We start from the raw sequence: 25,883 nt of genomic DNA, 5'->3' as shown, positions 1-25,883 counted from the left end.
CGCGCGCCCTTCGGGGCGCTGTGGTCACCCCTTGCGGTGACGGCCGCCCTCGGGGTGCGCGCCGGAGGCGGCCCGCTCCGCCTCCTCGGCCTTCCGCCGCTCCTCCTCCGCCTCCATCTCCGCGAACACGTCGATCGGCGCGGGCGCCTTCGCCAGGAAGACCCAGGTCAGCCAGACGGCGAGCAGGAAGGGCGGGATCTTCAGGGCCACCAGGACCCAGCCGAGCTGGGTGGTGTCCGCCCACCAGTACAGCGGGAAGAGGACCGCGCACTTGGCCAGCAGGATCAGCCCCCAGGCCCAACTGGCCTTGGCGTACGCCTTCTTGCGGCCCGGGTTGCGGGTGCGCCAGGAGAGGTTCTCCTTGAAGACCGGGCCGAGGACCAGGCCGATCAGCGGGACACCGGCGAGCGTCGTGACGATGTACGCCAGGCCCAGCCCGAGGGTGTAGAGCATGCCGGGCAGGTAGAAGTCCTTGGCGTTCCCGGTCATCATCGCGAAGACGACGCCGAAGGCCACCCCGAAGACACCGCTGAAGGCGTGCTTGACGGTGTCCTTCATCGCCAGGCGGACCACGACCAGCACCACCGACACGGCCAGCGCCGCGATCGCCGACATGCGCAGGTCCTTGTCGACCGTGTAGATCGTGACGAAGAGCAGACCCGGCAGAACCGTCTCGATCATGCCCCGCACGCCGCCGAAGGCTTCGAAGAGGGCGGCCTCCGTCACCGCCCGGGCATCGTCCGCTTCCGTGTCTTCCATGTCCTCAGTCGGCTTGTCGAGGGACGTCACCGGCTACTCCCGTCCGAGGGGTCGCAGTTCGTACTTGGGATTGAACAGCACCCGGCGGCCCCGGCTCATGGAGATCCGGCCCGATGCGATGAGCTTGCGTCCCGGTTCTATGCCCGTGATGGAACGCCTGCCCAGCCACACGACGTCCAGGGCCGCGGAGCCGTCGAACAACTCGGCCTCCAGCGCCGGGACTCCCGCCCGCGGGCGCAGCGTGACCGTGCGCAAGGTACCAGTAACCGTGACGATCTGCCGGTCCTGGCAGTCGCCGATGCGGGTGCAGCCGGTGGTCTCGGCGTCCTCCCGCAGCTCCTCCGACTCCAGGTCCTCCTGCGAGGAGGAGAGCCGGTCGAACATGCGCCGGAACCGGCCCACCGGCTTGCCGGAACGAGGAACAACACTCATGTCTGAAGCGTACCGGGACGCGCCGACAGCGCCGACGGCCAGGCTCGTGCCGGGGAGGCGGCCAAAACGCTCACTTCTCGAACCGGTATCCCATGCCGGGTTCGGTGACGAAGTGCCGCGGGTGGGCGGGGTCCGCCTCCAGCTTGCGGCGCAGCTGCGCCATGTAGACCCGCAGGTAGTTCGTCTCCGTGCCGTACGACGGCCCCCACACCTCCTGGAGCAGCTGTTTCTGGCTGACCAGCCGCCCGGTGTTGCGCACCAGCACCTCCAGCAGATGCCATTCGGTGGGGGTCAGCCGTACGTCCTCGCCGCCCCGGACGACCTTCTTGGCGGCCAGGTCGACGCTGAAGCCGCCGGTGTCCACGATCACGTGGTCCGTGCCGTCCGTCACCGGCTCGGCCCGGCGGACCGCGGCCCGCAGCCGGGCCAGCAGTTCGTCCATGCCGAAGGGCTTGGTGACGTAGTCGTCGGCGCCCGCGTCCAGCGCCTCCACCTTCTCGTCGGAGGAGTGCCGGGCGGACAGCACCAGGACGGGCACCCGGGTCCAGCCGCGCAGCCCCTTGATCACGTCGACGCCGTCCATGTCGGGCAGGCCCAGGTCGAGGACGATCACGTCGGGGTGGCGGGCGGCGGCGAGCTGGAGCGCGGTGGCGCCGTCGTGGGCGGCGTCGACCTCGTACTGGCGCGCCTTGAGGTTGATCACGAGGGCACGCACGATCTGCGGCTCGTCGTCGATCACGAGCACCCGGGTCATCGGGCGGCCTGCCTTTCGCTCGGGGAAGCACCACGGGGCCGGACGGCCGGTCCCGCCGCGCGCACCGTGAGGACCATGGTGAGGCCGCCGCCGGGAGTGTCCTCGGCGGCGAGGGTGCCGCCCATGGCCTCGGCGAAACCGCGGGCCACGGCCAGGCCGAGCCCGACCCCGGCGCCGCGCGGGACGTCCCCGTACCGTTGGAAGGGTTCGAATATGCGGCCCTTGGCCTCGTCCGGCACGCCGGGCCCCCGGTCGACGACCCGGACCTCGACCCGGTCGCCGAGGGCGCTGGCGGCGACCAGGACTCCGGTGCCGGGCGGGCTGTACTTGACGGCGTTCTCGACCAGGTTGGCCACCGACCGCTCCAGCAGTCCGGGGTCGACGGCGACCATGGGCAGCGTCTCGGGGATGTCCGCCTCCACGTCGGCCTCGGCGACCCCGACCAGTGCCATCGGCACCACCTCGTCGAGGTCGGTCTCGCGGATCAGCGGGGTGACCGTGCCGGTCTGGAGCCGGGACATGTCGAGCAGGTTGCCCACCAGGTGGTCGAGGCGGTCGGCGCCCTCCTCGATGCCCGCCAGCAGCTCGGCCCGGTCCTCCTCGGACCACGCCACGTCGTCGGAGCGCAGACTGGAGACGGCCGCCTTGATCCCGGCCAGCGGGGTCCGCAGGTCGTGGCTGACGGCGGCCAGCAGGGCGGTGCGGATGCGGTTGCCCTCGGCCAGCGCGCGGGCCCGGTCGGCCTCCTCGCGCAGCCGCCGCCGGTCCAGTACGACGGCGGCCTGGGCGGCGAAGGCGGCGAGCACCCGGCGGTCCTCGGCGGGCAGCACCCGGCCGGTCAGGGCCAGCGCCATGTGGTCGCCGACCGGCATGTCCACGTCCGCGTCCTCGGGGCGTTCGACGGGCGGTCCCTGGCCGGCCCGGCCGGCGCAGGTCCAGGGCGCCACGTCGCTCTCGCGCTCCAGGAGGGCGGCCGACTCCAGGCCGAAGGTCTCCCGCACCCGTTCCAGCAGGGCCTCCAGGCTGGTCTCGCCGCGCAGCACGTCGCCGGCGAGGAAGGAGAGGATCTCCGACTCGGCGCGCAGCCGGGCCGCCTGGTGGGTGCGCCGGGCGGCCAGGTCGACGACCGAGGCGACGGAGACGGCGACGCCGACGAACACCGCCAGCGCCAGGATGTTCTCGGGGTCGGAGATGGTGATGCGGCTGACCGGCGGGGTGAAGAACCAGTTCAGCAGCAGGGAGCCGACCGCGGCCGAGGCGAGCGCCGGGTAGAGCCCGCCCAGCAGCGCGGCGGCGACGGTGAGCGCCAGGTAGAGCAGGACGTCGTTGGCGAGGCCGAGGTGGACGCCGTCCAGCACGGGCGTCAGCAGCAGCGGGCCGCCGAGGCCGGCGAGCCAGCCCCACAGCAGCCGCCACCGGCCCAGCCGGGCCCCGCGGGCCACGGGCAGTCCGCGGCCCTTGGCGACCTCCTCGTGGGTGACGATGTGCACGTCGAGGTCGGGTCCCGACTCGCGGGCGACCGTGGCGCCGACGCCGGGGCCGAAGACGTACTGCCAGGTCTTGCGGCGGGAGGAGCCCAGCACGATCTGGGTGGCGTTGACCCCGCGCGCGAAGTCCAGCAGGGCGGCCGGTATGTCGTCGCCGACGACGTGGTGGAAGGTGCCGCCCAGGTCCTCGACCAGGGTGCGCTGCACCGCCAGTTCCTTCGGGGAGGCGGAGGTCAGCCCGTCGCCGCGGGCTATGTAGACGGCGAGCACCTCGCCGCCGGCGCCCTTCTCCGCCAGGCGCGCGGCCCGCCGGATCAGCGTCCGGCCCTCGGGGCCGCCGGTCAGCCCGACCACGATCCGCTCCCGGGAGCCCCAGATCCGCGACACCCGGTGGTCGCTGCGGTACTGCTTCAGGTACGCGTCGACCCGGTCGGCCACCCACAGCAGGGCCAGCTCCCGCAGGGCGGTGAGGTTGCCGGGGCGGAAGTAGTTCGACAGGGCCGCGTCGACCTTGTCGGGCTGGTAGACGTTGCCGTGCGCCATGCGGCGGCGCAGTGCCTCGGGGTCCATGTCGACCAGCTCGATCTGGTCCGCGCGGCGCACCACCTCGTCCGGCACGGTCTCGCGCTGCCGTACTCCGGTGATGGCCTCGACGACGTCGCCGAGCGACTCCAGGTGCTGGATGTTGACGGTGGAGATGACGTCGATCCCGGCGGCCAGCAGTTCCTCCACGTCCTGCCAGCGCTTGGCGTTGCGCACGCCGGGGACGTTGGTGTGGGCCAGCTCGTCCACCAGGGCCACCCGGGGGCGCCGGGCCAGCACCGCGTCCAGGTCCGTCTCCTCGAAGAGCCTGCCGCGGTACTCCACCGTCCGGCGCGGCACCTGCTCCAGACCGCGCAGCATCACCTCGGTGCGCGGACGGCCGTGGTGCTCCACGAAGGCCACGGCGCAGTCGGTGCCGCGCTCCACCCGCCGGTGCGCCTCGGACAGCATGGCGTACGTCTTGCCGACGCCCGGCGCCGCGCCGAGGTAGATCCGAAGCCTGCCGCGTCCCATGTCCCCCTCGTCCTCCGCTGTCCGCCGGGTGCTGCCGGCAGCGTCGACCCTACGGCCGGCGGCCGGGACGAACCGGGCGGACCGCGACGCCCGAGGCGTCTTTGACGCAACCCTGACGCGAAGGGCGGGTCCCCGCGCCGACGACGAGGGCCGCGTACCCCACCGGGTACGCGGCCCTTCGCGGCGGCGTGTCCCGCCGGGGCACGCCGCCGCGCGACACCGGTCAGCGGACCTCGGTGATCTCCGGTCCGCGCTGGAGCTGGCCCATGCCGCCGGCGAAGCGGGAGCCCTCTTCCTGCTGGACGCCCTCGGGGACCATCTGCGCGTCGTTCGGCAGCTTCAGCACGATGGGGTCGCGGGGGGCCATCGGGCCTTCGCCGCGGACCACGACCGTGTCCCGGAAGATCTGTTCGAGGAGGCCGGCCGCCTGCGGCTGCACCGCGCCCTGCCCGGAGATCACACCGCGCAGGAACCAGCGGGGGCCGTCCACGCCGACGAACCGCACGACCTGGAAGCCGCTGGTGCCGTCCGGCAGCTTGACCGGCACCTGGGCCCGCAGCTCCCAGCCGAGGGGACCCTCGACCTCGTCGATGATGCCGCCCTGCTGGGTGATGCCGGAGGCGATCTCCTCGCGGACCTCGCTCCAGATGCCCTCGCGCTTGGGGGCGGCGAACGCCTGGAGCTGGATGGCGCTGTCGCGCAGCACGACGGTGGCCGCGACGATCGCGTCGCCCGCGACCTCCACCCGCAGTTCCATGCCGTCGACGCCGGGCACGAACAGGCCGCCCAGGTCCACCCGGCCCTCGGCCGGGTCACGGACCTCGGTGCTGTCCCAGGGTCCGTCGGGCCGCGGCTCCGGCTCCAGCCGTACGCGGGTGCCCTCGTCGTCCGCCTCGGTGTCGACGCTGTCGACGACCTGCTCGGCCTCGCCGGCCGCGCCCTCGGCGGCACCCTTCTTCTTGCGACGTCCGAACACGTCACTGTCCTTCCCGGTCGGATACGACCGAAGCGTATCGATTCCCACCCGTCGGACCGCCTTCGACGGCCCGACCGCTTGTGCCGCTTGCCGGGTCCGCGCCGGCGTGTCCGCCGGTGGACCCGAAGCCCCCCTCGGCCCGTGCCGCATCGGGAAGTTCCGCGACCTGGCGGAAGCGGACCCTCTCGATCTGCTGGACGACCAGTTGGGCAATCCGGTCGAAGCGCTCGAACCGCACGGCCTCGCGCGGGTCGAGATTCACCACGATCACCTTGATCTCCCCACGGTACCCGGCATCAATCGTCCCCGGGGCATTCACGAGGGCGACACCGCAGCGGGCCGCGAGGCCGGAACGGGGGTGCACGAAGGCCGCGTACCCCTCCGGCAGGGCGACCGACACCCCCGTGGGCAGGACGGCCCGCTCGCCGGGCGCCAGTGCGCACGCGACGGTGGTCCGCAGATCCGCGCCCGCGTCCCCGGGGTGCGCGTACGTCGGAAGCGGTACGTCCGGATCGACGCGCCGGAGCAGGACCTCCAGCGGGGCGCGGCTCACGGGTTCACCTCGAAGGCGCGGGCCCGGCGCACCTGGTCCGGGTCGTCCAGCGCGGCCCGGATCTCCTCCGGCCGGCCGTGGTCGGTGAAGTGCTCGACCTTGACCTCGATGAAGAGGGCCTCCGCGCGGACCGCGACGGGGCCGTCGGGGCCGCCGATCCGGCCGGTGGCGGTGGAGTAGATCTTGCGGCCGGCCACCGCGGTCACCTCGGCCGCCAGGTGCAGGGTGGCGCCGACCGGCACGGGCAGCAGGAAGTCGGTCTCCAGCCGCCCGGTCACCGCGATCGTGCGCAGCAGCCAGCCGAGCGAGCCCAGCGTCTCGTCCAGGGCGCTGGCCAGCACCCCGCCGTGCGCGAGGCCGGGGGCGCCCTGGTGGGCGGGCTGGACGGTGAACTCGGCGGTGATCGTCACGCCCTCGCCGGCCCGCGCCGCCAGGTGCAGTCCGTGGGGCTGGTCGCCGCCGCAGCCGAAGCACTGCCCGTAGTGGGCGCCGAGCAGCTCGCCGGGGGCGGGCGCGTCGGGGTGCCGTACGGGTTCCACCGCGTCAGCGGGGGGCTGAAGGGCCGGGGAAGTACCACTCACAGGCGCAGACCTTACCTGTCCGACCTGGCTGCGGATCCGCCGCGAACCCGTGCCAAGCTTGGCTCCATGCAGCTCTCCGCCGCCCCGTATGAAGAACGCCTCACCACGCCCCGCTCCGCGTGGCTGCTGTGCTTCCTGGTGGGTCTCGCGATCGCCGTCGTCCTGGTGCCCTTCGGCACCCTCCCGATCCTCGGCGGCCTGGCCTGCGGCACGGCCGCGGCGGCGGTCGTCGCCAGTTCGTACGGCTCGGTCCGCATCCGGGTCGTGGGCGGCTCGCTGATCGCGGGCGAGGCGAGGATCCCGGTCACGGCGCTGGGCGAGGCGACGGTGATGGACGCGGAGGAGGCCCGTGCCTGGCGCACGTACAAGGCCGACACCCGCGCCTTCCTGCTGCTGCGCGCCTACATCCCGACGGCGCTGCGCGTGGAGGTCACCGACCCCGACGACCCGACGCCGTACCTGTACCTGTCGACCCGCGAGCCCGAGCGGCTGGCCGAGGCGCTGGCGGCGGCGAAGGCCGCCGCGTAGCCAGCGGCTTCCCGGGGCCTCGCCCTTCCCGCCGCGCCGCTGCCCTCCCGGTCGCCGCGGCGGCCATCTGGTCGCGCCGCTGCCGGCCCGTGCGGTCGGCGGCCTCGCCCGTCGCGCCGCTCCCGGGCGTACCTGACCGGCGGCCCTTTCCCCCGTCACGCCGGTCCCGGCCCGCGCGGTCGGCGGCCCGCCGGTGACGCCGCTCCCGGCCCTCGCGTCAGCGGTCCTCAGCCGGCGGCCCTCTTCCGCGACGCCGCTCCCGGGCCGTCCGGCCGGCGGCCTTCCCGCGACGCCGGTCCCGGCCCTCGCGTCAGCGGTCCTCCTCCTCGCCCCGCTCCCGGACATCCAGCTCCAGCGCGTCCCGCGGAGTCTCCAGGGGCGGCAGGGCGGGCAGTTCCTCCCAGGGCACCTGGTTCCTGCGCAGGTCGGCCCGGACGCGGGCGGCGAGCTTGTGGGTGTCGCGGCGGTTCATGACCGCGCCGACGGCGGCTCCGACCATGAACGGCATCAGATTGGGCAGGTTGCGCACCATCCGCTTCATGATCTGCTGGCGCAGCTGGCGCTTCAGGTGGCCGTTCACGGCCGTGCCGAACGTCGACGGCTTGGTGACGTCGATGCCGCGCTCGTCGGACCAGGCGTTCAGATACGCGGTGCTGCGCTGGGTGAGGCCGCCGGGCGGGCGTACGCCGTAGACCTCGTGGAGTTCGGCGATCAGCTTCAGCTCGATGGCCGCGACACCGGTCACCTCGGCGGCCAGCTCGGTGGGCATGGCGGGCGGCACGGGCAGCATCGCCGCCGCGCCGACGCCCGCGCCGACGGTCGCCGTGGCCTTGGTGGCACCGGCCACCAGCCGGTCGGCCAGTTCCTCGGGCCCGAGGCCGGGGAACTGCCGGCGGAGCGTCGCCAGGTCCCGTACGGGGACCCGCGGGGCGATCTCGATGACGCGGTCGGCGAGGTGCGCCAGGGCCGCCCTGGCGCGGTCGCCGCCCTTGCGGGCGCCCGCCGTCGCCTTCTGCCGGAGCACCGCCGCCCGGCGTCGGGCAGCGGGCACCTCGGTCGGTACCGGCACCGGGAGGTCAGTCCGGTCGGCAGCCGGTTCGAGCGGGGCCGTCCCCGGGAGGGCCGGGCCCCGCTCGTCGTCACGCGCGCGGTGGGGGCCGTCGGACGGCCCTTGGTCCGCTCCCCGCTTGGAGAAGCGGCGCTTCCAGGGAGGGGTCGAGCCAGTCACGGCCGACCCCGCCTCAGTCGCAGTCGCGGCAGATCGGCTGGCCGTTCTTCTCCCGGGCCAGCTGGCTGCGGTGGTGCACCAGGAAGCAGCTCATGCAAGTGAACTCGTCCTGCTGCTTGGGCAGTACCCGGACCGCCAGCTCCTCGTTCGAGAGGTCGGCTCCGGGAAGTTCGAGGCCTTCGGCGGCCTCGAACTCGTCGACGTCCACGGCGGAAGCCGACTTGTCGTTCCGGCGGGCCTTCAGCTCTTCGAGACTGTCCGAGTCGACGTCGTCGTCGGTCTTGCGTGGAGTGTCGTAATCGGTTGCCATGTCGCTCTCCCCCTCTGGGTGTCTGCGGTGTCTCCAGCGCACGTAACGCGTGAGAGGCCGGACTTGTGCCCGACCCGAGGCGGAGATTTTGCCTCACATCAAGGTCTGTTACTCAATCGACACCCAACCGGACTCCGCTCGAGTGATCGGCTTGGATGGCGATGGGGACCGTACACGGTCCGAATACCTCACGCCAAAGGCGTCTCACCGTGTACTTCCCGTGATCAAGACCCTTGAAAACCCGGACTTTCCCGGCTTTACGGCCGGGTTTCCGGCCACGGAGAGTAGACGGCGGGAAAAGCGTCGCTGTGATCGATCACACAGAAGAGCGCCGGGGTCGCGGCCCGGGAATTCCGCGCAAAGCGAACAAGCCCGGACCTCGGAGCGGCGATCGGCGTCATGATCTCAGATCGGCGCACCGCCTCAGACCGGCAGGGTCACCCTCATCACGAGCCCACCTCCCTCGCGCGGCTGGGCGTAGATGTGGCCGCCGTGCGCCCGCGCCACGGAACGGACGATGGACAGCCCGAGGCCGACCCCCTTGTCGCTGCCGGTCCGCTCCGTGCGCAGCCGCCGGAACGGCTCGAAGATGTTGTCGATCTCGTACGCCGGCACCACCGGGCCGGTGTTCGTCACCACGAGGACCGCCTGGCCGTGTTCCACCTCGGTGGTGACCTCGACCCAGCCGCCCTCGGCGATGTTGTACCGCACGGCGTTCTGCACCAGGTTCAGGGCGATGCGCTCCAGCAGGACGCCGTTGCCCTGGACGACGGCGGGCGCGCGCCGGCCGCGCAGCTCGACGCCCTTGGCCTCGGCCTCGGTGAGCGTCTGGTCGACGGCCTGGGTCGCGACCTCGGCGAGGTCGACCGGCTTGCGCTCCACGATCTGGTTGTCGCTGCGGGCGAGCAGCAGCAGCCCCTCGACCAGCTGCTCGCTGCGCTCGTTGGTGGCGAGCAGGGTCTTGCCGAGCTGCTGGAGCTCCACCGGGGCGCCGGGGTCCGACAGGTGCACCTCCAGGAGCGTGCGGTTGATCGCCAGCGGGGTGCGCAGTTCGTGCGAGGCGTTGCCGACGAAGCGCTGCTGGGCCGTGAACGCCCGCTGGAGGCGCTCCAGCATCTCGTCGAAGGTGTCCGCCAGCTCCTTCAGCTCGTCGTCGGGGCCGTCCAGCTCGATCCGGCGGGACAGGTCGGAGCCCGCCACCGCGCGCGCCGTGCGGGTGATCCGGCCCAGCGGCGACAGGACGCGGCCGGCCATGGCGTAGCCGAACGCGAAGGCGATCACCGCGAGGCCCAGCAGGGCCAGCAGCGAGCGGCTGAGCAGGCTGTCCAGGGCGTGCTGGCGCTGCTCGTTGACGCAGTCGTTCATCGCCGCGTTGACGACCTCGGGCGAGGCCTTGGTGGGCAGGTTGCAGGTGTCGCTGATGATGCTGCCGGAGGTGATCTTGAACGGCAGATCGCTGCCCGCGTTGAGCGCCTGGGCGGCCAGCAGGTAGATGATCGACAACAGCACGATGCCGGCGATCAGGAACATGCCGCCGTACAGCAGCGTGAGCCTTATCCGGATGGTGGGGCGCAGCCACGGGAAGGGAGCGGTCGACGGGGGGTCCCAGGTGGGTTTCGGGGGTGCCTGCGGGGGTGCGGGGGACGTGGCCACGGGCGATCAGATCCGGTAGCCGGAGCCGGGCACGGTGACGATCACCGGGGGCTCGCCGAGCTTGCGGCGCAGGGTCATCACGGTCACCCGGACGACGTTGGTGAACGGGTCGGTGTTCTCGTCCCAGGCCTTCTCCAGGAGCTGCTCCGCGGAGACGACCGCGCCCTCGCTGCGCATGAGCACCTCCAGGACGGCGAACTCCTTGGGCGCGAGCTGCACTTCCTTGCCGTCGCGGAAGACCTCGCGGCGGTTGGGGTCGAGCTTGATGCCGGCGCGCTCCAGGACCGGCGGGAGGGGCACACTGGTGCGCCGTCCGAGGGCGCGCACGCGGGCGATCAGCTCGCTGAACGCGAAGGGCTTGGGCAGGTAGTCGTCGGCGCCGATCTCCAGCCCCGCGACCCGGTCGCTGACGTCACCGGAGGCCGTGAGCATCAGCACGCGCGTGGGCATGCCCAGCTCGACGATCTTGCGGCAGACGTCGTCGCCGTGGACGAGGGGGAGGTCGCGGTCGAGGACGACCACGTCGTAGTCGTTGACGCCGATGCGTTCGAGGGCGGCCGCACCGTCGTACACGACGTCGACGGCCATGGCCTCCCGGCGCAGTCCGGTGGCCACCGCATCGGCGAGCAGCTGCTCGTCCTCGACGACGAGTACGCGCACGTCGCTTGTCCTTCCTGTGTCCGCCCGGCGGCGCCTGGCGGGCGCACGCGGGCGGGGGTCCGGTGGGTGTGTTGACCTCCATCCTGCCCTTTTCGGCCATAAGTCGGCTGTAAGGCGGGGGCGGGGCTCGTCCGGGCCCGGGAGGACCGGCGGGCCGGGAGACGGTGCCCGGCGGGATGGGGGCATGGTGCCCGGCGGGATGGGGGCATGGTGCCCGGCGGGATGGGAGACGGTGCCCGGCAGGAGGGGCGCGGTGTCCGGCGGGCGACGCGCGGTGTCCAGTGGGCCAGGGCGCGGTGGCCGGTGGACCGGGGCGTGGAGCGAGCGGTTCGCCGGGGAAGGCGAGATTTTCTCGGGGGGCGAGGTTTCCGCGGAAGGGAGCGGGGGGAGGACGGCTTTACACCCCGCGATCACTCTCTGCCCGTACCGCACGACCAGCGGTGCGCGACGACCGTTCGCCGCAGGGCGGGCGCGGGTGTCCGGCACCGTCGCCGCCCGGCCACGCGGCTCCGGGCACCTGTCGCAGACGTGATCGTCCCTTCCGAACGGCACACCCCCGTGCCGACGACCCACGACCCAGGACGAGGGGGCGCAGCATGGACGCTTTCACCACAGGACTTCTGCAGCGCATAAAGGCGACCGAGTCCGACCTGTCGCGGGCTCGTGACGAGGGGGACGACTTCCTCGTCGAGGTGGAACTCGGCGAGCTGGACGATCTCCGCCGCCTCGCCGCCGAGCACGGCGTGGAGGTCACCGCGACCAGCGGCTGACCGTCCCGCCCTCCCGCATGACACCGCACCCCCGGCGAATCCAGCGCCGGAGGTGCGGTGTCCGCGTCGGGGCGGACGACCGGCCTCAGTCGTGCCAGGCGCCGAGCTCCTCCAGGAGCCGCTGGAGCGGCTCGAAGACACCAGGGGTGGCGGCGACCGTCAGGTCGTCCGTCGGGCGCTCCCCGGGGCGTCCGCCGGTCAGCGCGCCCGCCTCCCGGGCGATGAGGTCGCCGGCGGCGCGGTCCCAGGGGTGCAGACCGCGCTCGTAGTACCCGTCGAGGCGGCCCGCGGCCAGGTCGCACAGGTCGATCGCGGCCGAGCCGCCGCGCCGGATGTCCCGCAGCCGCGGGATCAGCCGCCGGGCGACCTCGGCCTGGTGGGCGCGGACCTCGGCGACGTAGTTGAACCCGGTGGAGACCAGGGCCTGGTCCAGCGGCGGCGCGGGCCGGCAGGAGAGCCGGCGCTCGCCGTCCCAGGAGCCGGTCGCCCAGGCCCCGCCGCCGCGTATCGCGTGGTACGTCTCGCCGCGCATCGGCGCCGCGACCACCCCGGCGACCGTCTCACCGTCCTGCTCGGCGGCGATGGAGACGGACCAGGTCGGCAGCCCGTAGAGGTAGTTCACCGTGCCGTCGAGCGGGTCGATCACCCACCGGACGCCGCTGGTGCCCTGGACGGAGGCGCCCTCCTCGCCGAGGAAGCCGTCGTCCGGGCGGCGGTCGGCGATCAGCGTGGTGATCAGCTTCTCCGCCGCGATGTCCATCTCGGTGACCACGTCGATCGGGCTGGACTTGGTGGCGGCGACGGCGAGGTCGGCGGGGCGCCCGTCCCGCAGCAGGTCGCCCGCGCGGCGGGCGGCCTGCCGGGCGATCTCCAGCAGCTCGGCGTGCAGGGGGTCGGTCACGTCGGTCACAGGGCTGGTCACGGCCTTCCTCACGCGTAGGGGCTGTCGGCGCCCGCGGCGGCGGGACGGGGGGCGCGGGCCGGGCAGCAGCCCACCGGGCAGAGGTTGTGACTGGCGCCCAGCGCGCCCAGGGCGCACGGTGTGACGCTCCGCCCCTGCTCGACGGCGGCGCGCTCCAGGATCATGTCCCGGATCGCGGCGGCGAACCGCGGGTCGTCTCCGACGGTGGCCGAGCGGCGCACCGGCAGCCCCAGCTCCTCGGCCTTGGCCGTGGCCTCCGTGTCGAGGTCGTAGAGGACCTCCATGTGGTCGGAGACGAAGCCGATGGGGGCCATCACGACGGCCGGGACGCCGGCCGCGTGCCGCTCCTCCAGGTGGTCGCAGATGTCGGGCTCCAGCCACGGGATGTGCGGGGCGCCGGAGCGGGACTGGTAGACGAGCTGCCAGGGCCGGTCGACGCCGGTGCGCTCGCGGACCGCGTCGGCGATCACCCGGGCCACGTCCAGGTGCTGGCGGACGTAGGCGCCGCCGTCGCCGTGCCCCTCCACCGGGCCGGAGGTGTCGGCGGCGGAGTCGGGGATGGAGTGGGTGGTGAAGGCGATGTGGGCGCCGTCGCGGACCTCCTCGGGAAGGTCCTCCAGCGCCCGCACCAGCCCGTCGACCATCGGCTCGACGAAGCCCGGGTGGTTGAAGTAGTGCCGCAGCTTGTCGATCTTCGGCAGCTCCAGGCCCTCCTCCTGGAGGACGGCCAGGGAGTCGGCGAGGTTCTCGCGGTACTGGCGGCAGCCCGAGTAGGAGGCGTAGGCGCTGGTGGCGAGGACCAGGACGCGGCGGCGGCCGTCACGGACCATCTCGCGCAGGGTGTCCGTCAGGTAGGGGGCCCAGTTGCGGTTGCCCCAGTAGACCGGCAGGTCCAGGCCGTGCTCGGCGAAGTCCTTGCGCAGGGCGTCCAGCAGGGCACGGTTCTGGTCGTTGATCGGGCTGACCCCGCCGAAGAGGAAGTAGTGCCGGCCCACCTCCTTCAGGCGTTCCTTGGGGATGCCGCGGCCACGCGTCACGTTCTCCAGGAACGGGACGACGTCGTCGGGTCCTTCGGGGCCGCCGAAGGAGAGCAGGAGGAGGGCGTCGTAGGGGGTGGCATCGAGCACGTCTGGCATGTCTCGATCCTGCCACCCCTCACTGACAGCGGGGCCACGGCGGGGGTGTTCCCGGTACCGGCTGGTCCGGACGGGTGCACCCGCACCAGCCTCCGAGTAAGCTGTATCGACTGTGTTCGGGCCTTACTGAGGCTGCTCGCACCCCACTCGCGCCGCACCCCACTCACCCGCACCCGCTCGCGCCCCGCTGACCCGCCGCTGACCGACCCCGTTCACCGAGCCGTTCCCCGGAGACCCCGTTGCCCAGCCCCTACCGCGCCCTGTTCGCCGCCCCCGGCTCCAAGGGCTTCTCCGCCGCGGGCTTCCTCGGCCGGATGCCGCTGTCGATGATGGGCATCGGCGTGGTGACCATGGTGTCGCAGCTCACCGGGCGGTACGGGCTGGCCGGGGCGCTCTCCGCCACCATCGCGCTGGCCGCCGCCGTGTGCGGCCCCCAGGTGTCGCGACTGGTGGACCAGTACGGGCAGCGGCGGGTGCTGCGGCCCGCCACCTTGGTCTCGCTGGCCGCCGCGGCCGGGCTGCTGCTCGCCGCGCACCTGCGGTGGCCGGACTGGGTGCTGTTCGTGTGCTGCGCCGGCGTCGGCTGTGTGCCCAGTCTCGGCGCGATGGTCCGGGCCCGCTGGGCGGCCCTGTACCGGGGCACGCCCCGGCTGCACACCGCGTACAGCTTCGAGTCCGTGGTCGACGAGGTCTGCTTCATCTTCGGTCCGATCATCTCCATCGGCCTGTCCACGGCCTGGTTCCCGGAGGCGGGGCCGCTGCTGGCCGCCTGCTTCCTGGCGGTCGGCGTCTTCTGGCTGACCGCGCAGCGCGCCACCGAGCCCGAGCCGCACCCGCGTGACCGGGGCGGCGGCAGCGCGCTGCGCTCCAAGGGGCTCCAGGTCTTCGTCGGCACCTTCGTGGCCACCGGCGCGGTCTTCGGGTCGGTCGACGTGGTCACCGTGGCCTTCGCCGAGGAGCAGGGGCACAAGGCCGCCGCCAGCCTGGTCCTCGCCGTCTACGCGGCCGGGTCCTGCGTGGCCGGCGCGGTGTTCGGGCTGCTGCGCTTCGCGGGGCCGCCCGCGCGCCGCTGGCTGCTGGGCGTCTGCGCGATGGCCGTGAGTATGATCCCACCCCTACTGGTCGGAAACCTGCCGTCTCTGGCCGTGGCGCTGTTCGTGGCGGGCCTGTCCATCGCTCCGACGATGATCACGACGATGTCCCTCATCGAAGAGCACGTACCACGCGCACAGCTCACCGAGGGCATGACCTGGGTGAGCACCGGCCTCGCGGTCGGCGTCGCGCTCGGCTCCGCCGCGGGCGGCTGGGTGATCGACGCGGCGGGGGCCGGTGCCGGGTACGGGGTTCCGGCGGTGGCCGGTGCCGTCGCGCTGACGGTCGGTTTCCTCGGGTTCCGCCGGCTCAAGCGGCCGGCCGCGGATCGGGGAGGCATCGTTGAACAGCACAGCGAGCGCGAGCGGCGGGAACGGCATCTGGCGTAACTGGGGCGGCACCGTCTCCGCCCGCCCCGCGCGGGTGGTCACCCCCGCCTCGGCCGAGGAACTGGCCGAGGCGGTGTACCGGGCCGCCGAGGACGGGCTGCCGGTCAAGGCCGTGGGCACCGGGCACTCGTTCACGTCCATAGCGGCCACCGACGGACTGCTGATACGTCCCGACCTGCTGACCGGCATCCGCCACATCGACCGGGAGGCGATGACCGTCACGGTGGAGGCCGGCACACCGCTCAGGCGGCTCAACCTCGCCCTCGCGCGCGAGGGCCTGTCGCTGACCAACATGGGCGACATCATGGAGCAGACCGTCTCCGGGGCGACCTCCACCGGCACCCACGGCACGGGCCGCGCATCCGCCTCGATCGCCGCCCAGCTCCGCGCCCTGGAACTGGTCACCGCCGACGGCTCCGTCCTCACCTGCTCCCCGGACCGGAACCCGGAGGTCTTCGCGGCCGCCCGCATCGGCCTCGGCGCGCTGGGCGTCGTCACCGCCCTCACCTTCGCCGTGGAACCGCTCTTCCTGCTCACCGCCCGCGAGGAGCCGATGCCGCTGGACCAGACGCTGTCCCGGTTCGACGAACTGTGGGCGGAGAACGAGCACTTCGAGTTCAACTGGTTCCCGCACACCGGGAACACCAACACCAAGCGCAACAACCGCAGCGCGGGACCGGAACGCCCGGTGGGACGGCTGCGGGGCTTCTACCAGGACGAGTTCCTCTCCAACGGCCTCTTCCGGGTCGTCAACCAGGTCGGCCGCGCCGTGCCCGCCACGGTCCCGGTGATCGCTCGGATCTCCAGCAGGGCCCTGGCCGCGCGCACGTACACGGACATCCCCTACAAGGTCTTCACCTCACCGCGCCGGGTGCGCTTCGTGGAGATGGAGTACGCCGTTCCGCGCGCGGCCGTGGTCGAGGCGCTGCGCGAGCTGAAGGCGATGGTGGACCGCTCCCGGCTGCGGATCAGCTTCCCGGTGGAGGTGCGCACCGCCCCGGCCGACGACATCACGCTCTCCACCGCCTCCGGCCGGGACAGCGCCTACATCGCCGTCCACATGTTCCGCGGCACGCCCTACCGGCCGTACTTCACCGCCGCCGAGCGCATCTTCGTCGCGCACGAGGGCCGGCCGCACTGGGGCAAGCTGCACACCCGGGACGCGGAGTACTTCTCCCGGGTGTATCCGCGCTTCGGTGAGTTCACGGCGTTGCGGGACCGTCTTGACCCTGACCGCCGGTTCCGGAACGACCACTTGCGGAGGATTCTGGGGCCGTAGCCGACGCGGTGGGGTCCTGGGCGGCGGTGCCGCCGGTGCCGGTGCCGTCCTGCCCGCCGCCGTCGGTGGCGCTCGGCGCGGGCGCCGGGGAGGACGCCGTACCGCCGTCCTGCGCGGAGTCGTCGCCGGACGAGGACGCGCCGTCGCCGGTCGCGTCCGCCGAGCCGGACGGGGTGGCCGCCGGGGTGCCGCCCGGACCGGAGCCGGCGGACTCCGCCGGGTCGGGCGAGGGGGTGGAGCCGTCCTCGTCCCCCGCCCCGTCGGAGTCGCCCGAGTCCCCGGAGTCCGAGGAGGAGCCGCTGTGGCCGGAGAGCGCGTCGCTCACCGTCGTGCTGCCGCCGCCGCTCAGGTTCTGGCCGGTGACCAGCTCGTAGGCCGTGATGCCGCCCATGGCGACACCGAAGACGAGGGCCGCGGCGATCACCGGCCGCCGCCGGTTCCCGACCCGCGCCCGGTAGACCGTGGCCTCGCCGAACTCCCCGGGGAGGGGCGGACCGGCCCCCGCGGCCGTCCGGGGCTGCCCGGCGGTGCGCCGGACCCTCAGCTGCTCACCGGTGCGCCGGAAGAAGTGCTGGAAGAGCGTGCCGCCGCAGGTCGCGACGGCGCTGACCACACCGGCACCGAGGATCGTGCCGTACACCCCGAAGGAGGCGGCGAGCTTGGCGGCCACCACGGCCGCCAGGGCGCTGCCCGCGACCTGGGGCACGCTCAGGTCGATCCGCCGGCCCTCCCCGTCCCGCTCGCCCTCCGCACCGTTCTCCGTGACGTCGTCAACGGACTTTTCCCGCATCACCGGACCTTGCCTGTCTTTCCCGAACGTGAGCCGACAACCGCACGAGAAGGGGACGTACGGGCGAAACCTTTAGTTCCGTTTCTGGTGATTGCGTGAAGTACGCCACCTGAAAGGTCCAGGTACCGGGCCGGAAGGGGCCGGGCGGCCCTTCCCGGTGGAAGTCGGGCGGCGCGTCGATCCACGCGCGTGGCCCGAATGGAGTACTGTGGCGAGCCCTGGGTCCGGTCTCCCGTCAGGGAGTTCAGGACCCGCGAGGACCGCCGGGAGGGGGCTAGTTGCACTGGGTGACTAAAGTGGTCACTTAGCGTTGCGAACAGGTAACCGTGCCATAACGGCGGTCCAGGGCACTCGCCCGACACGCCGGGCAACTCGGCAAGGTTGTGGCAGGCTGCACCCGGGCAGGCCACACTCGACAGAGCGGAAGCAGCGACGCACGTGACGTCGGCAGGCACCACCCGGGAGGTCCCCATGCCCGAACTGCGTGTCGTGGCCGTCTCGAATGACGGCACACGGCTGGTGCTGAAGGCTGCCGACGCGACGGAGTACACGCTTCCGATCGACGAGCGTCTCCGTGCCGCCGTACGCGGCGACCGGCCCCGCCTCGGCCAGATCGAGATCGAGGTGGAGAGCCACCTCCGCCCCCGCGACATCCAGGCGCGCATACGAGCCGGCGCGACCGCGGAAGAGGTCGCCCAGATGGCCGGCATCCCCGTCGACCGGGTGCGCCGCTTCGAGGGCCCCGTCCTCGCCGAGCGCGCCTTCATGGCCGAGCGGGCCCGCAAGACCCCCGTACGCCGCCCCGGCGAGAACTCCGGTCCGCCGCTCGGCGAAGCCGTCCAGGAGCGGCTGCCGCTGCGCGGCGCCGACAAGGACACCGTCCAGTGGGACTCCTGGCGCCGCGACGACGGCACCTGGGAAGTGCTGCTGGTCTACCTGGTCGCGGGCGAACCGCACTCGGCGAGCTGGACGTACGACCCGCCCCGGCGGCTCGTCCAGGCCGTCGACGACGAGGCGCGCGCGCTGATCGGCGAGTCCGACGACCTCGCCGCGCCCGAGCCCAGCTTCCCGTTCGTGCCGCGCATCGCCCGGCTGCCGCGCGACCGGCCGCTGGACCGGCCCGGCGACCGGGAGCGCGAGCGGCCGATCCTGCCGGCGCAGCCGTCCGAGCCCGTCGCCGAGGAGGGCGCGGGCGAGCGGGACTCGCTGACCAGCCTCCTCGAGGCGGTGCCGAGCTTCCGGGGCGACCTGGTCGTGCCCGAGCGTCCGGCCGCCGCGCCCGAGCCCGTGGAGGAGCCGGCCGAGGAACCGGAGGCCGAGGAGCCCCCGGCCCCCGCCGCGTCGGCCGGCGCGGGGTCCGCGTACGCCGATGTGCTCATGCCGCGTTCGGTGAGCAGCCACCGCGAGCGGCTGGTCGGCTCCACCGACCGGCAGGCCGAGGCCGACGGCGTCCGGCCCGGGCGCCGGGCGGCGGTCCCCAGCTGGGACGAGATCGTGTTCGGCACGCGGCGCAAGAAGCAGGAGTAGGCGCCCCGAGGCGTCTTCGGCGAGGGCCGCTCCCGAGGAGGGCGGCCCTCGCCCACCCTCCTCAGCGCGGGACCGGTCGCCGTGGGACCGGACCCTCGCCCACCTCCTTCAGCGCGGGTCCGGTCCCACGGCGACCGGCCGTTCCGGGTCCCCCGACCACTGCGACCACGACCCCACGTACAGCGCGGCCGGAATGCCCGCCACCGCCAGGGCGAGCACCTCGTGGGCGGCGGAGACGCCCGAGCCGCAGTACACGCCGACCTCGGTGTCCCCGGTGGCGCCCAGTTCCTCGAAGCGGGCGCGGAGTTCCCCGGCGGGCCGCAGCCGCCCGTCCGCCGTGACGTTCTCGGCCGTCGGGGCCGACACCGCGCCCGGGATGTGCCCGCCGACCGGGTCGATCGGCTCGGTCTCGCCCCGGTAGCGCTCCCCCGCCCGGGCGTCCAGCAGCAGCCCGGTGCGGGCCAGTCCGGCGGCGCCGTCCGCGTCGAGCAGGCCGGTGGCGGCCGGGGCCGGCTCGAAGTCGCCGGGCGCGGGCGTCGGCACATCGGTCACCAGCGGCCCCCGCCAGGCCGGCAGTCCGCCGTCCAGGACCCGTGCGTCCGGGTGGCCGGTCCAGCGCAGCAGCCACCAGGCGCGGGCCGCCGCCCAGCCCTGCCCGCCGTCGTAGGCGACGACCGGCCGCCGGGCCGACACGCCCGCCCGGCGCATCGCGGCGCCGAACTCCGCGAGGTCGGGCAGCGGGTGCCGGCCGCCCGGCCCGGGCGGGGCGGCGAGTTCCCGGTCCAGGTCGACGTAGACGGCGCCGGGGAGGTGACCGGCCGCGTACTCGGCCCGGCCGTCGAACGGTGGCTCACCGGCCGCCCTGGCCGCGCTGAGCTGCCAGCGGACGTCGAGCAGGACCGGCGGGTCGGCGCTCGCGAGGTCGTTCGCGAGGTCGGACGCGGAGATTATGGCGTTCATGGCCACCATCCTGACGCACCGTCTGGCCGGCACGTCGATGCCCGGCTAACCTGCCCGCCGGGCGGTACCGGTCACGGGGCGCGCGGGATCGGGCGCGAGCGGTACGGACGACCGGCATCCGTCAGCCGGCGTGCGGACACGGACAGCGCGGAGAGGGCCGGCGCGCTCGGCGTCGGCGCGGCGCCGTACGGCCCTGGGGTCCTCAGTCCCCGGTGCGGAAGCGACCGGCCACCGCGAGGGGCCGAGAGAAGAGCGGCGATGACCGAGTCACGCGACCGGGCCGCCCGGCGCCCGCCCGGCACACCGTGCTGGGTGAGCCTGACGGCGCACGGCCTGGACGCCGCCCGGGAGTTCTACGGGGCGCTGTTCGGCTGGGAGTTCCACCCCGGCCCCCGGCGGGCCGGCCCCCACGTGCGGGCCCTGCTCGACGGACGGGAAGTGGCCGGCGTCGGACGGCTCCCCCCGGACCGGCACCTGCCCGTCGCCTGGACGCCGTACCTGGCCTCCGACGACGCGGACCGGACGGCCGGCGCCGTCCGGTCGTGCGGCGGCACGGTCGCCGTGGGGCCGCTGGACGCGGCCGAGGCCGGGCGGATACTGATCGCCTCCGACCCGGCCGGCGCCGTCTTCGGCGTCCGGCAGGCCGCGGCCCACCTCGGCACGGCCGTCACCGGCATACCGGGCGCACCCGCTTGGCACGAGCTGGTCACCTACGGGTCGGCGGGCGTCGCCGGGTTCTACGGCACCGTGTTCGGCCACGTGCCCGAGGCGGTGTCCGCGGCCGGCGTCGACCAGGTGGTCCTGCACGCCGGCGGCCGTCCCGTCGCCGGCCTCCGCGGCATGGGCGACGCCCTGCCCCGGGAGCGGGGACCGCACTGGGTGACGTACTTCGCGACGGCCGACGTGGAGGCCGCGGTGGCGCGGGTGGCCGGCCTGGGCGGGCGGGTGCTGGAGCCGGTCGCGGAGGGGGCGCGGGGGCGGGTGGCGGTGGCGGCGGACCGGGAGGGGGCGCGGTTCGCGCTGCTGGAGGGTCCGTGAGGGCGCGCGGGGCCCCGTCCGGTGTCCGGGCGGGATCCCGGAGATCGACAACCCTGGTCGCCGGCCGTCCGGTCGCCGCTTCACGCCTACTCGGTCCCGACGGCCCTGTCCGGCCCGCCGGGCGCGGTCGCCGTCGCCGGCGGACCGCGAGCCGCGCCCCGGGGACCAGATGGTGACCGCTCCCCTCGGCACCGGCGTCGTACGAGGGCGGGGGGGGGCGACGAGGAACACCCGTTCCCGGACCCCTCCCCGGCGGAGCGCTCCATCGGGTGGTGGACCGGGCCGGCGGTCTCCTTCCGCTGTCCGGCCGGTGGTCGTCGCGGGGCGGCCGGCGCGTGACGGTGCCGCGCAGGCGGGCGCGGACGGACTCGCGGGCGTTCCGGCCGGGTCCGAGCCGGCGGCCGGCCCGGACGACGGCCCGCGGGCCGGTGCCCCGCACGTGACGGCCGCCGGTCCCCGCCCCGGTCCCGTTCGGGGCGCGGTGCGCCCGGGGGCCCGGCCCCTACTCCAGCGGGACGGCCCCCCGCAGTGCCTCGGCGGCGTCCGGTGAGGGCGGGCCCGCCGCCTGCCACTGGCCGTGGTGCTTGACGTACGGGTACCAGCGGGCGTCGGTGCCCCAGCGCAGTTCCACGTCCTCGCCGACCAGGCGGAGCCGGCCCCGGGTCCGCTGGAGGCGGAGAGGGGTGCCGCGGCCCCTGACGCGCACCTCGGCCAGCTGCTCGCGGGCGGCGCGCTCGCTGTCCGGGTCGGGCGGGTGCGCGGCGTCCAGGGCGGAGAGGGCGGGCGGACCGCCGTGGCGCCAGGCGGCGCTCGCCCGGGCGAGTCGGGTGCGTGCCTGGTCCGAGCTGTTCAGCAGCCGTCCGAGGAGGTGCGGCTCTCCTTCCGCGTCGTGCGCCGCGCGGCGTACGGTGTCGTGCCAGAGGGCGGCGTCCAGCCACAGGAGGGTGTCCGGTCGGTCCCCCGGGCCGGCCGGCCCGACCGCGTCGTCGGGGCGCACGCCGTCCGTGCTCCCGTGGCCCGTGCCAAAGGCGGCCGGGACGGGATGGAGGTGGCGGTAGGCGTCGGCGGCCCGGCGGGCCGTGTCACGGGCGAGCATGTGCAGGACCGCCGGGTCCACCGACTCGCCCACCGCGCTGCTCTCCGGGAAGGCGGCCGGTTCCCCGTGGTGCGGTGCCGGTGCGGGGAGCGGGGGCAGCTCCGCCACCGCGCCGCGGGCCGCCTCCCGGGCGAACGCCCCGGCCGCCGGGACGCCCCGGCCGCGCGCGGCCCCGGCGTCCGCACGGGCTTCCTCGGCCGCTTGTTCCCACTCCGCCCGCGCGGTCTCGTCGCGGCGGGCGGCCACCGCCGCGCAGGCGTCGGCCAGGTTCCGCCCGTGCAGGACGAGCAGGGCCTCACCCCGGTCGTCGAGACAGCGGGCGCAGAGGTACCCGAGGGCCGCCGCGTGCTTGCAGGGGTCGCCCCAGTCCGGGCAGGAGCAGAAGTACGTGAATCCGCCCGGCTCGGGGACCAGATCCACCCCCGCGCGGAACGCGGCGTCCCGGCAGTGCGGGCCGATCCGGTCACCGGCGAGTTCGGCGATCACCCGCTCGGCGTCGGCGGCCCATTCGTCGACGAGCAGGTCCCAGTCCGCCGCCGGCAGTTCGGGCACGTGGATCTCGCACCGGTACGGGGTGGGGCGGCTGCCGCGCACCTTCGCGGAGATCAGCCCCGGCCGGACCGTGAGATCGCCGACGGCTCCCCGGCGGGCGAGCGCGCGGGCACGGGAGAGCCGGTCGTCGCGTCCACCGCCGTAGTCGTAGGAGTGGCGGACGGGGGTGTCCGGGTCCTCCATCCGGGAGATCCACAGGCCGCCCCAGGGGCCGGTGGCGATGTCCCGGCTGCCCCGTCCGGTCAGCGGGCCGGGTGCGGGCAGGGTGAGGGACACGGTCCGGGCCGGCCGGGTGCGGCGGCTGTTCTTCATCGGCTGCCCCGCCCGGTGGTGGTGTGCAGGCTGACCAGGTCCGCGAGTTCGGCGTCGGTGAGGTCGGTGAGGGCGGCTTCGCCTCCGCCGCCGAGCACCGCGTCGGCCAGCGCGCGCTTGCTCGCCAGGAGCCGGTCGATGCGGTCCTCCACCGTGCCCTCGCTGATCATGCGGTGCACCTGCACCGGCCGGGTCTGCCCGATCCGGTACGCCCGGTCGGTGGCCTGGTCCTCGACCGCCGGGTTCCACCACCGGTCGTAGTGGACGACGTGACCGGCCCGGGTGAGGTTGAGGCCGGTGCCGGCCGCCTTGAGGGACAGCAGGAAGACCGGCGCCGCCCCGCGCTGGAAGTCGTCCACCATCTCCTCGCGGCGCCGCACCGGGACCCGGCCGTGCAGGTAGAGGACGGGGACACCACGCGCGGACAGGTGGCCGCGCAGGAGCCCGGCCATCCGTGTGTACTGGGTGAACAGCAGGACCGACTCGTCCTCGGCCAGGATCACGTCGAGGAGTTCGTCGAGCAGTTCCAGTTTGCCGCTGCGGCCGGCCAGCCGGGCGGTGCCTTCGGGCTCCTTCAGGTACTGGGCGGGATGGTTGCAGATCTGTTTGAGCGCGGTGAGCAGTTTGAGGACGAGCCCGCGCCGGGCGATGCCCCTGGCCTCGCGGATCGCGGTGAGGGACTCCCGGACCTGGGCCTCGTACAGGACGGTCTGTTCGCGGGTGAGCAGCACCCGCTGGTCGGTCTCGGTCTTCGGCGGCAGCTCCGGGGCGATGCCCGGGTCGGACTTGCGGCGGCGCAGCACGAACGGCCTGACCAGCCGGGACAGCCGTTCGGCGGCGGCGTCGGGGCCGCTCCGCGGGCCGGTGCCGTCGGCGCCGTCGGGTTCGGCCGCGCGGGCGGCGCGTTCGGCGGCTCGGGCGTAGCGTTCCCGGAACGTCCTCAGCGGGCCGAGCAGCCCGGGGGTGGTCCAGTCCAGCAGGGCCCACAGTTCGGTGAGGTCGTTCTCGACCGGGGTCCCGGACAGCGCGACGCGGGCCGCTCCCGGCAGGGCGCGCAGGGCCTTCGCGGTGGCGGCGGCCGGGTTCTTCACGTGCTGCGCCTCGTCGGCGACGATCAGCCCCCAGGGCCCGGCGGCGGTCAGTTCGGTCACGTCGCGGCGCATGGTGTCGTACGTGGTGAGCACGATCTCGCCCGGCTCGATGCCGTCGAGGTCGCGGCCCGGTCCGTGGTGGCGCCGCCAGGGCGTGTCCGGGGCGAATCTGCTGATCTCCCGGCCCCAGTTGCCGAGCAGCGAGGCCGGGCAGACCACCAGGGCCGGGCCGGTGGTGGCCGGGTCCGCCTGCCGCCGCAGATGGAGGGCGATCACGGTGATCGTCTTGCCGAGGCCCATGTCGTCGGCGAGACAGGCGCCCAGGCCCAGCCGGGTCGTCCGGTCCAGCCAGGCGAGCCCGCGGCGCTGGTAGTCGCGCAGGGTCGCCGACAGGGCTTCGGGTACGGCGAGTTCATCCTCGGACGCCCGTTCGGTAGCGGTGAGCCGGTCCCGCAGGGAACGCAGCCAGCCGTCGGCCCGGACGGGCACCAGCGCGCCGTCGGGGTCCTCCACGCTCCCGGTCAGCGCGGCGCTCAGCGCCTCCAGGGCGCCCAGGCGGCGGGTGGCACGGCGGGCCCGGGCGACCAGCGCCGCGTCCACCACCACCCACTGGTCCCGCAGCCGGACCAGGGGGCGCCGGGCGTGGGTCAGGCGGTCGAGTTCGGCCTGGGTGAGCGTGCGGTCGCCGACGGCGAACTTCCAGCGGAAGTCCAGCAGTTGTTCACCGGAGAAGAGGGAGGGGATCTCCTCGTCCCGATCCCGGTCGGCGGCGTCCGCCGGTTCCACGACGGCGTACGCGGTCAGGTCCCGCACCAGGTCGCGGGGCAGGTGCACCGCCACCCCGGCCTGCTGCAGGGCGAGCACCGCGTCACCGCTCAGCAGGCCGAGGAACTCCTCGTCGCTCAGGTCGAGTTCGTCCGGCACGGGCTGTTCCAGGAGCCTCGTCAGAGGCGGCCAGGCCGGGGCCGCGCACCGCAGTCGCCTGAGCGCCTGGTCCCGGGCGGCCCGCCCGAAGCCCTCGGCGTCGCCGCGCCACGCCTCGGCGGCGTCCGCGATCAGCAGCGGGTCGGCCAGGGAGTGCAGTTGCAGCACGGCACGCACGGTGAGCATGTCGGGTGTGTCGGGTGTGTCGGGTGTGTCGTGGTGGTTCGAGGCTTCGGCGGCCGGCGCACCGGGCGACGGGGACGGCCCCGGTGCGCCGTCCCGCTCCTCGTCCCACTCGTCTTCGCCGTCCCACTCGTCTTCAGCGCGCCCCGGGCCGTCGGTGAGTTCCACGCGCAGCGAGACCCGTACCCCGGTGTCGCGTCCGTCCGCCACCCGCGCCGCCCACCCCCGCAACTCGGGGACCCGCTGCGGCTCGGTGGCGGCGAAGGCCCGCGTCCCGGCCGCCGCCACGGCGGCCGGCGTGCGCGGCAGGAGGTCGGCGACGGCGTCGAGGAAGTCCCGCAGCCGCAGGTACGGATCGGGCAGCAGCACCGGTCCCCGTCGCGTCCGCCTTCCCCGCGGAGCACGGGGTTCCGCCGGCACTCCGTACGCGGCCGGCGGCATCGCCTCCGCCAGCGCCCGTACCCAGGCTGCGTCCTGCGGGGCGTAGGGCCCGAGCCGCCACGCGTCGTGCCCCTCCTCGCTCACGCCCGGCAGCAGCAGTCCGCGCCCCGCCATGTGCAGGGCGTACAGGGCAGCGTGCCGCCACACCGCCGAGGTCCTTCCGAGCCGTCGCCCCGCACTGTCCGCCGCGGCCTCCGCGCGCTCCCCCAGCAGCCGTGGCAGCACCTCCGACAGCGGCCGTACCACGGCCGGGACCGTACGGCGGCGGGCGCCTCGCCCGTGCGGGACCACCACCTCCAGTTCCCCGACCGCCTCCGCCGGAAGACCGCCGGAAAGACCACAGGAGCCGCCCGTGTGGAACGCCATCCGTCCGCTCCGTGCCGGATCACCCGGCAGGAACACCG

23 protein-coding genes are annotated in these 25,883 nt (G+C 74.3%); 6 read left to right on the top strand and 17 right to left on the bottom strand.

Annotation, left to right across the window (positions count from 1 at the left end):
- Positions 1-24: 24 nt before the first annotated feature.
- The 7 genes from ACY1JF_RS16775 to ACY1JF_RS16745 form a co-directional block, all read right to left on the bottom strand.
- On the bottom strand, positions 25-789 hold the full coding sequence (locus ACY1JF_RS16775; protein WP_462705935.1) for a DUF3159 domain-containing protein: 765 nt from the start codon (positions 787-789) through the stop codon (positions 25-27).
- A 3-nt stretch (positions 790-792) separates the two neighbouring features.
- Positions 793-1,191: an OB-fold nucleic acid binding domain-containing protein gene (locus ACY1JF_RS16770; protein WP_462705934.1), complete on the bottom strand. Its 399-nt coding sequence runs from the start codon at positions 1,189-1,191 to the stop codon at positions 793-795.
- A 70-nt stretch (positions 1,192-1,261) separates the two neighbouring features.
- Complete coding sequence (locus tag ACY1JF_RS16765; RefSeq protein WP_462705933.1) at positions 1,262-1,945, bottom strand: response regulator; 684 nt, start codon at positions 1,943-1,945, stop codon at positions 1,262-1,264.
- Complete coding sequence (locus ACY1JF_RS16760) at positions 1,942-4,488, bottom strand: ATP-binding protein (protein WP_462705932.1); 2,547 nt, start codon at positions 4,486-4,488, stop codon at positions 1,942-1,944. Before ACY1JF_RS16760 ends, ACY1JF_RS16765 begins: the two co-directional genes overlap by 4 nt.
- Positions 4,489-4,711: 223 nt before the next feature.
- A complete protein-coding gene (locus ACY1JF_RS16755; RefSeq protein WP_462705931.1) occupies positions 4,712-5,464 on the bottom strand; it encodes a DUF3710 domain-containing protein in 753 nt (250 codons plus the stop codon).
- A 1-nt stretch (position 5,465) separates the two neighbouring features.
- Positions 5,466-6,017 (bottom strand): dUTP diphosphatase, encoded by a 552-nt coding sequence (gene dut / locus ACY1JF_RS16750; RefSeq protein ID WP_462705930.1) that lies wholly within the window; start codon positions 6,015-6,017, stop codon positions 5,466-5,468.
- Entirely contained in the window at positions 6,014-6,598 is a 585-nt protein-coding gene (locus tag ACY1JF_RS16745; RefSeq protein ID WP_462705929.1) for a PaaI family thioesterase, read from the bottom strand. Before ACY1JF_RS16745 ends, dut begins: the two co-directional genes overlap by 4 nt.
- Before the next feature lie 66 nt (positions 6,599-6,664).
- On the opposite strand from ACY1JF_RS16745, the gene ACY1JF_RS16740 reads away from it, so the two are divergent.
- On the top strand, positions 6,665-7,126 hold the full coding sequence (locus ACY1JF_RS16740; RefSeq protein WP_462705928.1) for a DUF3093 domain-containing protein: 462 nt from the start codon (positions 6,665-6,667) through the stop codon (positions 7,124-7,126).
- 310 nt (positions 7,127-7,436) lie between these two features.
- Here ACY1JF_RS16740 and ACY1JF_RS16735 read toward each other — a convergent pair whose 3' ends face one another.
- From ACY1JF_RS16735 to ACY1JF_RS16720, 4 genes are all read right to left on the bottom strand, one after another.
- Positions 7,437-8,354, bottom strand: coding sequence for a hypothetical protein (locus tag ACY1JF_RS16735; RefSeq protein WP_462705927.1), 918 nt, complete (start codon positions 8,352-8,354; stop codon positions 7,437-7,439).
- Positions 8,355-8,367: 13 nt separating this feature from the next.
- A complete protein-coding gene (locus tag ACY1JF_RS16730; RefSeq protein ID WP_003993510.1) occupies positions 8,368-8,664 on the bottom strand; it encodes a DUF4193 domain-containing protein in 297 nt (98 codons plus the stop codon).
- Positions 8,665-9,087: 423 nt separating this feature from the next.
- Positions 9,088-10,317 (bottom strand): sensor histidine kinase, encoded by a 1,230-nt coding sequence (locus ACY1JF_RS16725; protein ID WP_462705926.1) that lies wholly within the window; start codon positions 10,315-10,317, stop codon positions 9,088-9,090.
- Positions 10,318-10,323: 6 nt separating this feature from the next.
- Complete coding sequence (locus ACY1JF_RS16720) at positions 10,324-10,977, bottom strand: response regulator transcription factor (RefSeq protein ID WP_462705925.1); 654 nt, start codon at positions 10,975-10,977, stop codon at positions 10,324-10,326.
- A 596-nt stretch (positions 10,978-11,573) separates the two neighbouring features.
- On the opposite strand from ACY1JF_RS16720, the gene ACY1JF_RS16715 reads away from it, so the two are divergent.
- Positions 11,574-11,747 (top strand): hypothetical protein, encoded by a 174-nt coding sequence (locus tag ACY1JF_RS16715; RefSeq protein WP_215172632.1) that lies wholly within the window; start codon positions 11,574-11,576, stop codon positions 11,745-11,747.
- Between the two features lie 85 nt (positions 11,748-11,832).
- Here the strand turns inward: ACY1JF_RS16715 and ACY1JF_RS16710 are convergent, their stop codons facing one another.
- A complete protein-coding gene (locus ACY1JF_RS16710; protein ID WP_462705979.1) occupies positions 11,833-12,648 on the bottom strand; it encodes an inositol monophosphatase family protein in 816 nt (271 codons plus the stop codon).
- Positions 12,649-12,677: 29 nt separating this feature from the next.
- Positions 12,678-13,805, bottom strand: coding sequence for a ferrochelatase (locus ACY1JF_RS16705; protein ID WP_462705924.1), 1,128 nt, complete (start codon positions 13,803-13,805; stop codon positions 12,678-12,680).
- Between the two features lie 239 nt (positions 13,806-14,044).
- On the opposite strand from ACY1JF_RS16705, the gene ACY1JF_RS16700 reads away from it, so the two are divergent.
- Both ACY1JF_RS16700 and ACY1JF_RS16695 read left to right on the top strand, forming a co-directional pair.
- A complete protein-coding gene (locus ACY1JF_RS16700; RefSeq protein WP_462705923.1) occupies positions 14,045-15,286 on the top strand; it encodes an MFS transporter in 1,242 nt (413 codons plus the stop codon).
- Positions 15,240-16,565, top strand: coding sequence for a D-arabinono-1,4-lactone oxidase (locus ACY1JF_RS16695; RefSeq protein ID WP_462705922.1), 1,326 nt, complete (start codon positions 15,240-15,242; stop codon positions 16,563-16,565). Before ACY1JF_RS16700 ends, ACY1JF_RS16695 begins: the two co-directional genes overlap by 47 nt.
- Here the strand turns inward: ACY1JF_RS16695 and ACY1JF_RS16690 are convergent.
- Positions 16,489-17,355, bottom strand: coding sequence for a hypothetical protein (locus ACY1JF_RS16690; protein WP_462705921.1), 867 nt, complete (start codon positions 17,353-17,355; stop codon positions 16,489-16,491). The two genes, ACY1JF_RS16695 and ACY1JF_RS16690, sit on opposite strands and share 77 nt — an antisense overlap.
- Before the next feature lie 471 nt (positions 17,356-17,826).
- Here ACY1JF_RS16690 and sepH point away from each other — a divergent pair, with 471 nt between their 5' ends.
- Entirely contained in the window at positions 17,827-18,882 is a 1,056-nt protein-coding gene (sepH, locus tag ACY1JF_RS16685) for a septation protein SepH (protein ID WP_462705920.1), read from the top strand.
- A gap of 108 nt (positions 18,883-18,990) precedes the next feature.
- Here sepH and ACY1JF_RS16680 read toward each other — a convergent pair whose 3' ends face one another.
- Positions 18,991-19,842, bottom strand: a complete 852-nt coding sequence (locus ACY1JF_RS16680) for a sulfurtransferase (protein WP_462705919.1) — start codon at positions 19,840-19,842, stop codon at positions 18,991-18,993.
- 258 nt (positions 19,843-20,100) lie between these two features.
- On the opposite strand from ACY1JF_RS16680, the gene ACY1JF_RS16675 reads away from it, so the two are divergent.
- Positions 20,101-20,880 carry a VOC family protein gene (locus ACY1JF_RS16675; RefSeq protein WP_462705918.1) on the top strand — a complete coding sequence of 260 codons (780 nt, stop codon included), beginning with the start codon at positions 20,101-20,103 and terminating at the stop codon, positions 20,878-20,880.
- Positions 20,881-21,382: 502 nt separating this feature from the next.
- Here the strand turns inward: ACY1JF_RS16675 and ACY1JF_RS16670 are convergent.
- Together ACY1JF_RS16670 and ACY1JF_RS16665 are read right to left on the bottom strand one after the other, a co-directional pair.
- Entirely contained in the window at positions 21,383-22,840 is a 1,458-nt protein-coding gene (locus ACY1JF_RS16670; protein ID WP_462705917.1) for an SWIM zinc finger family protein, read from the bottom strand.
- The gene (locus tag ACY1JF_RS16665) at positions 22,837-25,845 is read right to left on the bottom strand and encodes a DEAD/DEAH box helicase (RefSeq protein ID WP_462705978.1); all 3,009 of its coding nucleotides are present in this window, start codon (positions 25,843-25,845) and stop codon (positions 22,837-22,839) included. Before ACY1JF_RS16665 ends, ACY1JF_RS16670 begins: the two co-directional genes overlap by 4 nt.
- Positions 25,846-25,883 lie beyond the last annotated feature (38 nt).

Source organism: Streptomyces sp. SYSU D01066-1, from assembly GCF_054956795.1.
The sequence above is the reverse complement of the archived record's forward strand: the minus strand, read 5'-3'. Positions and strand labels throughout refer to the sequence as shown.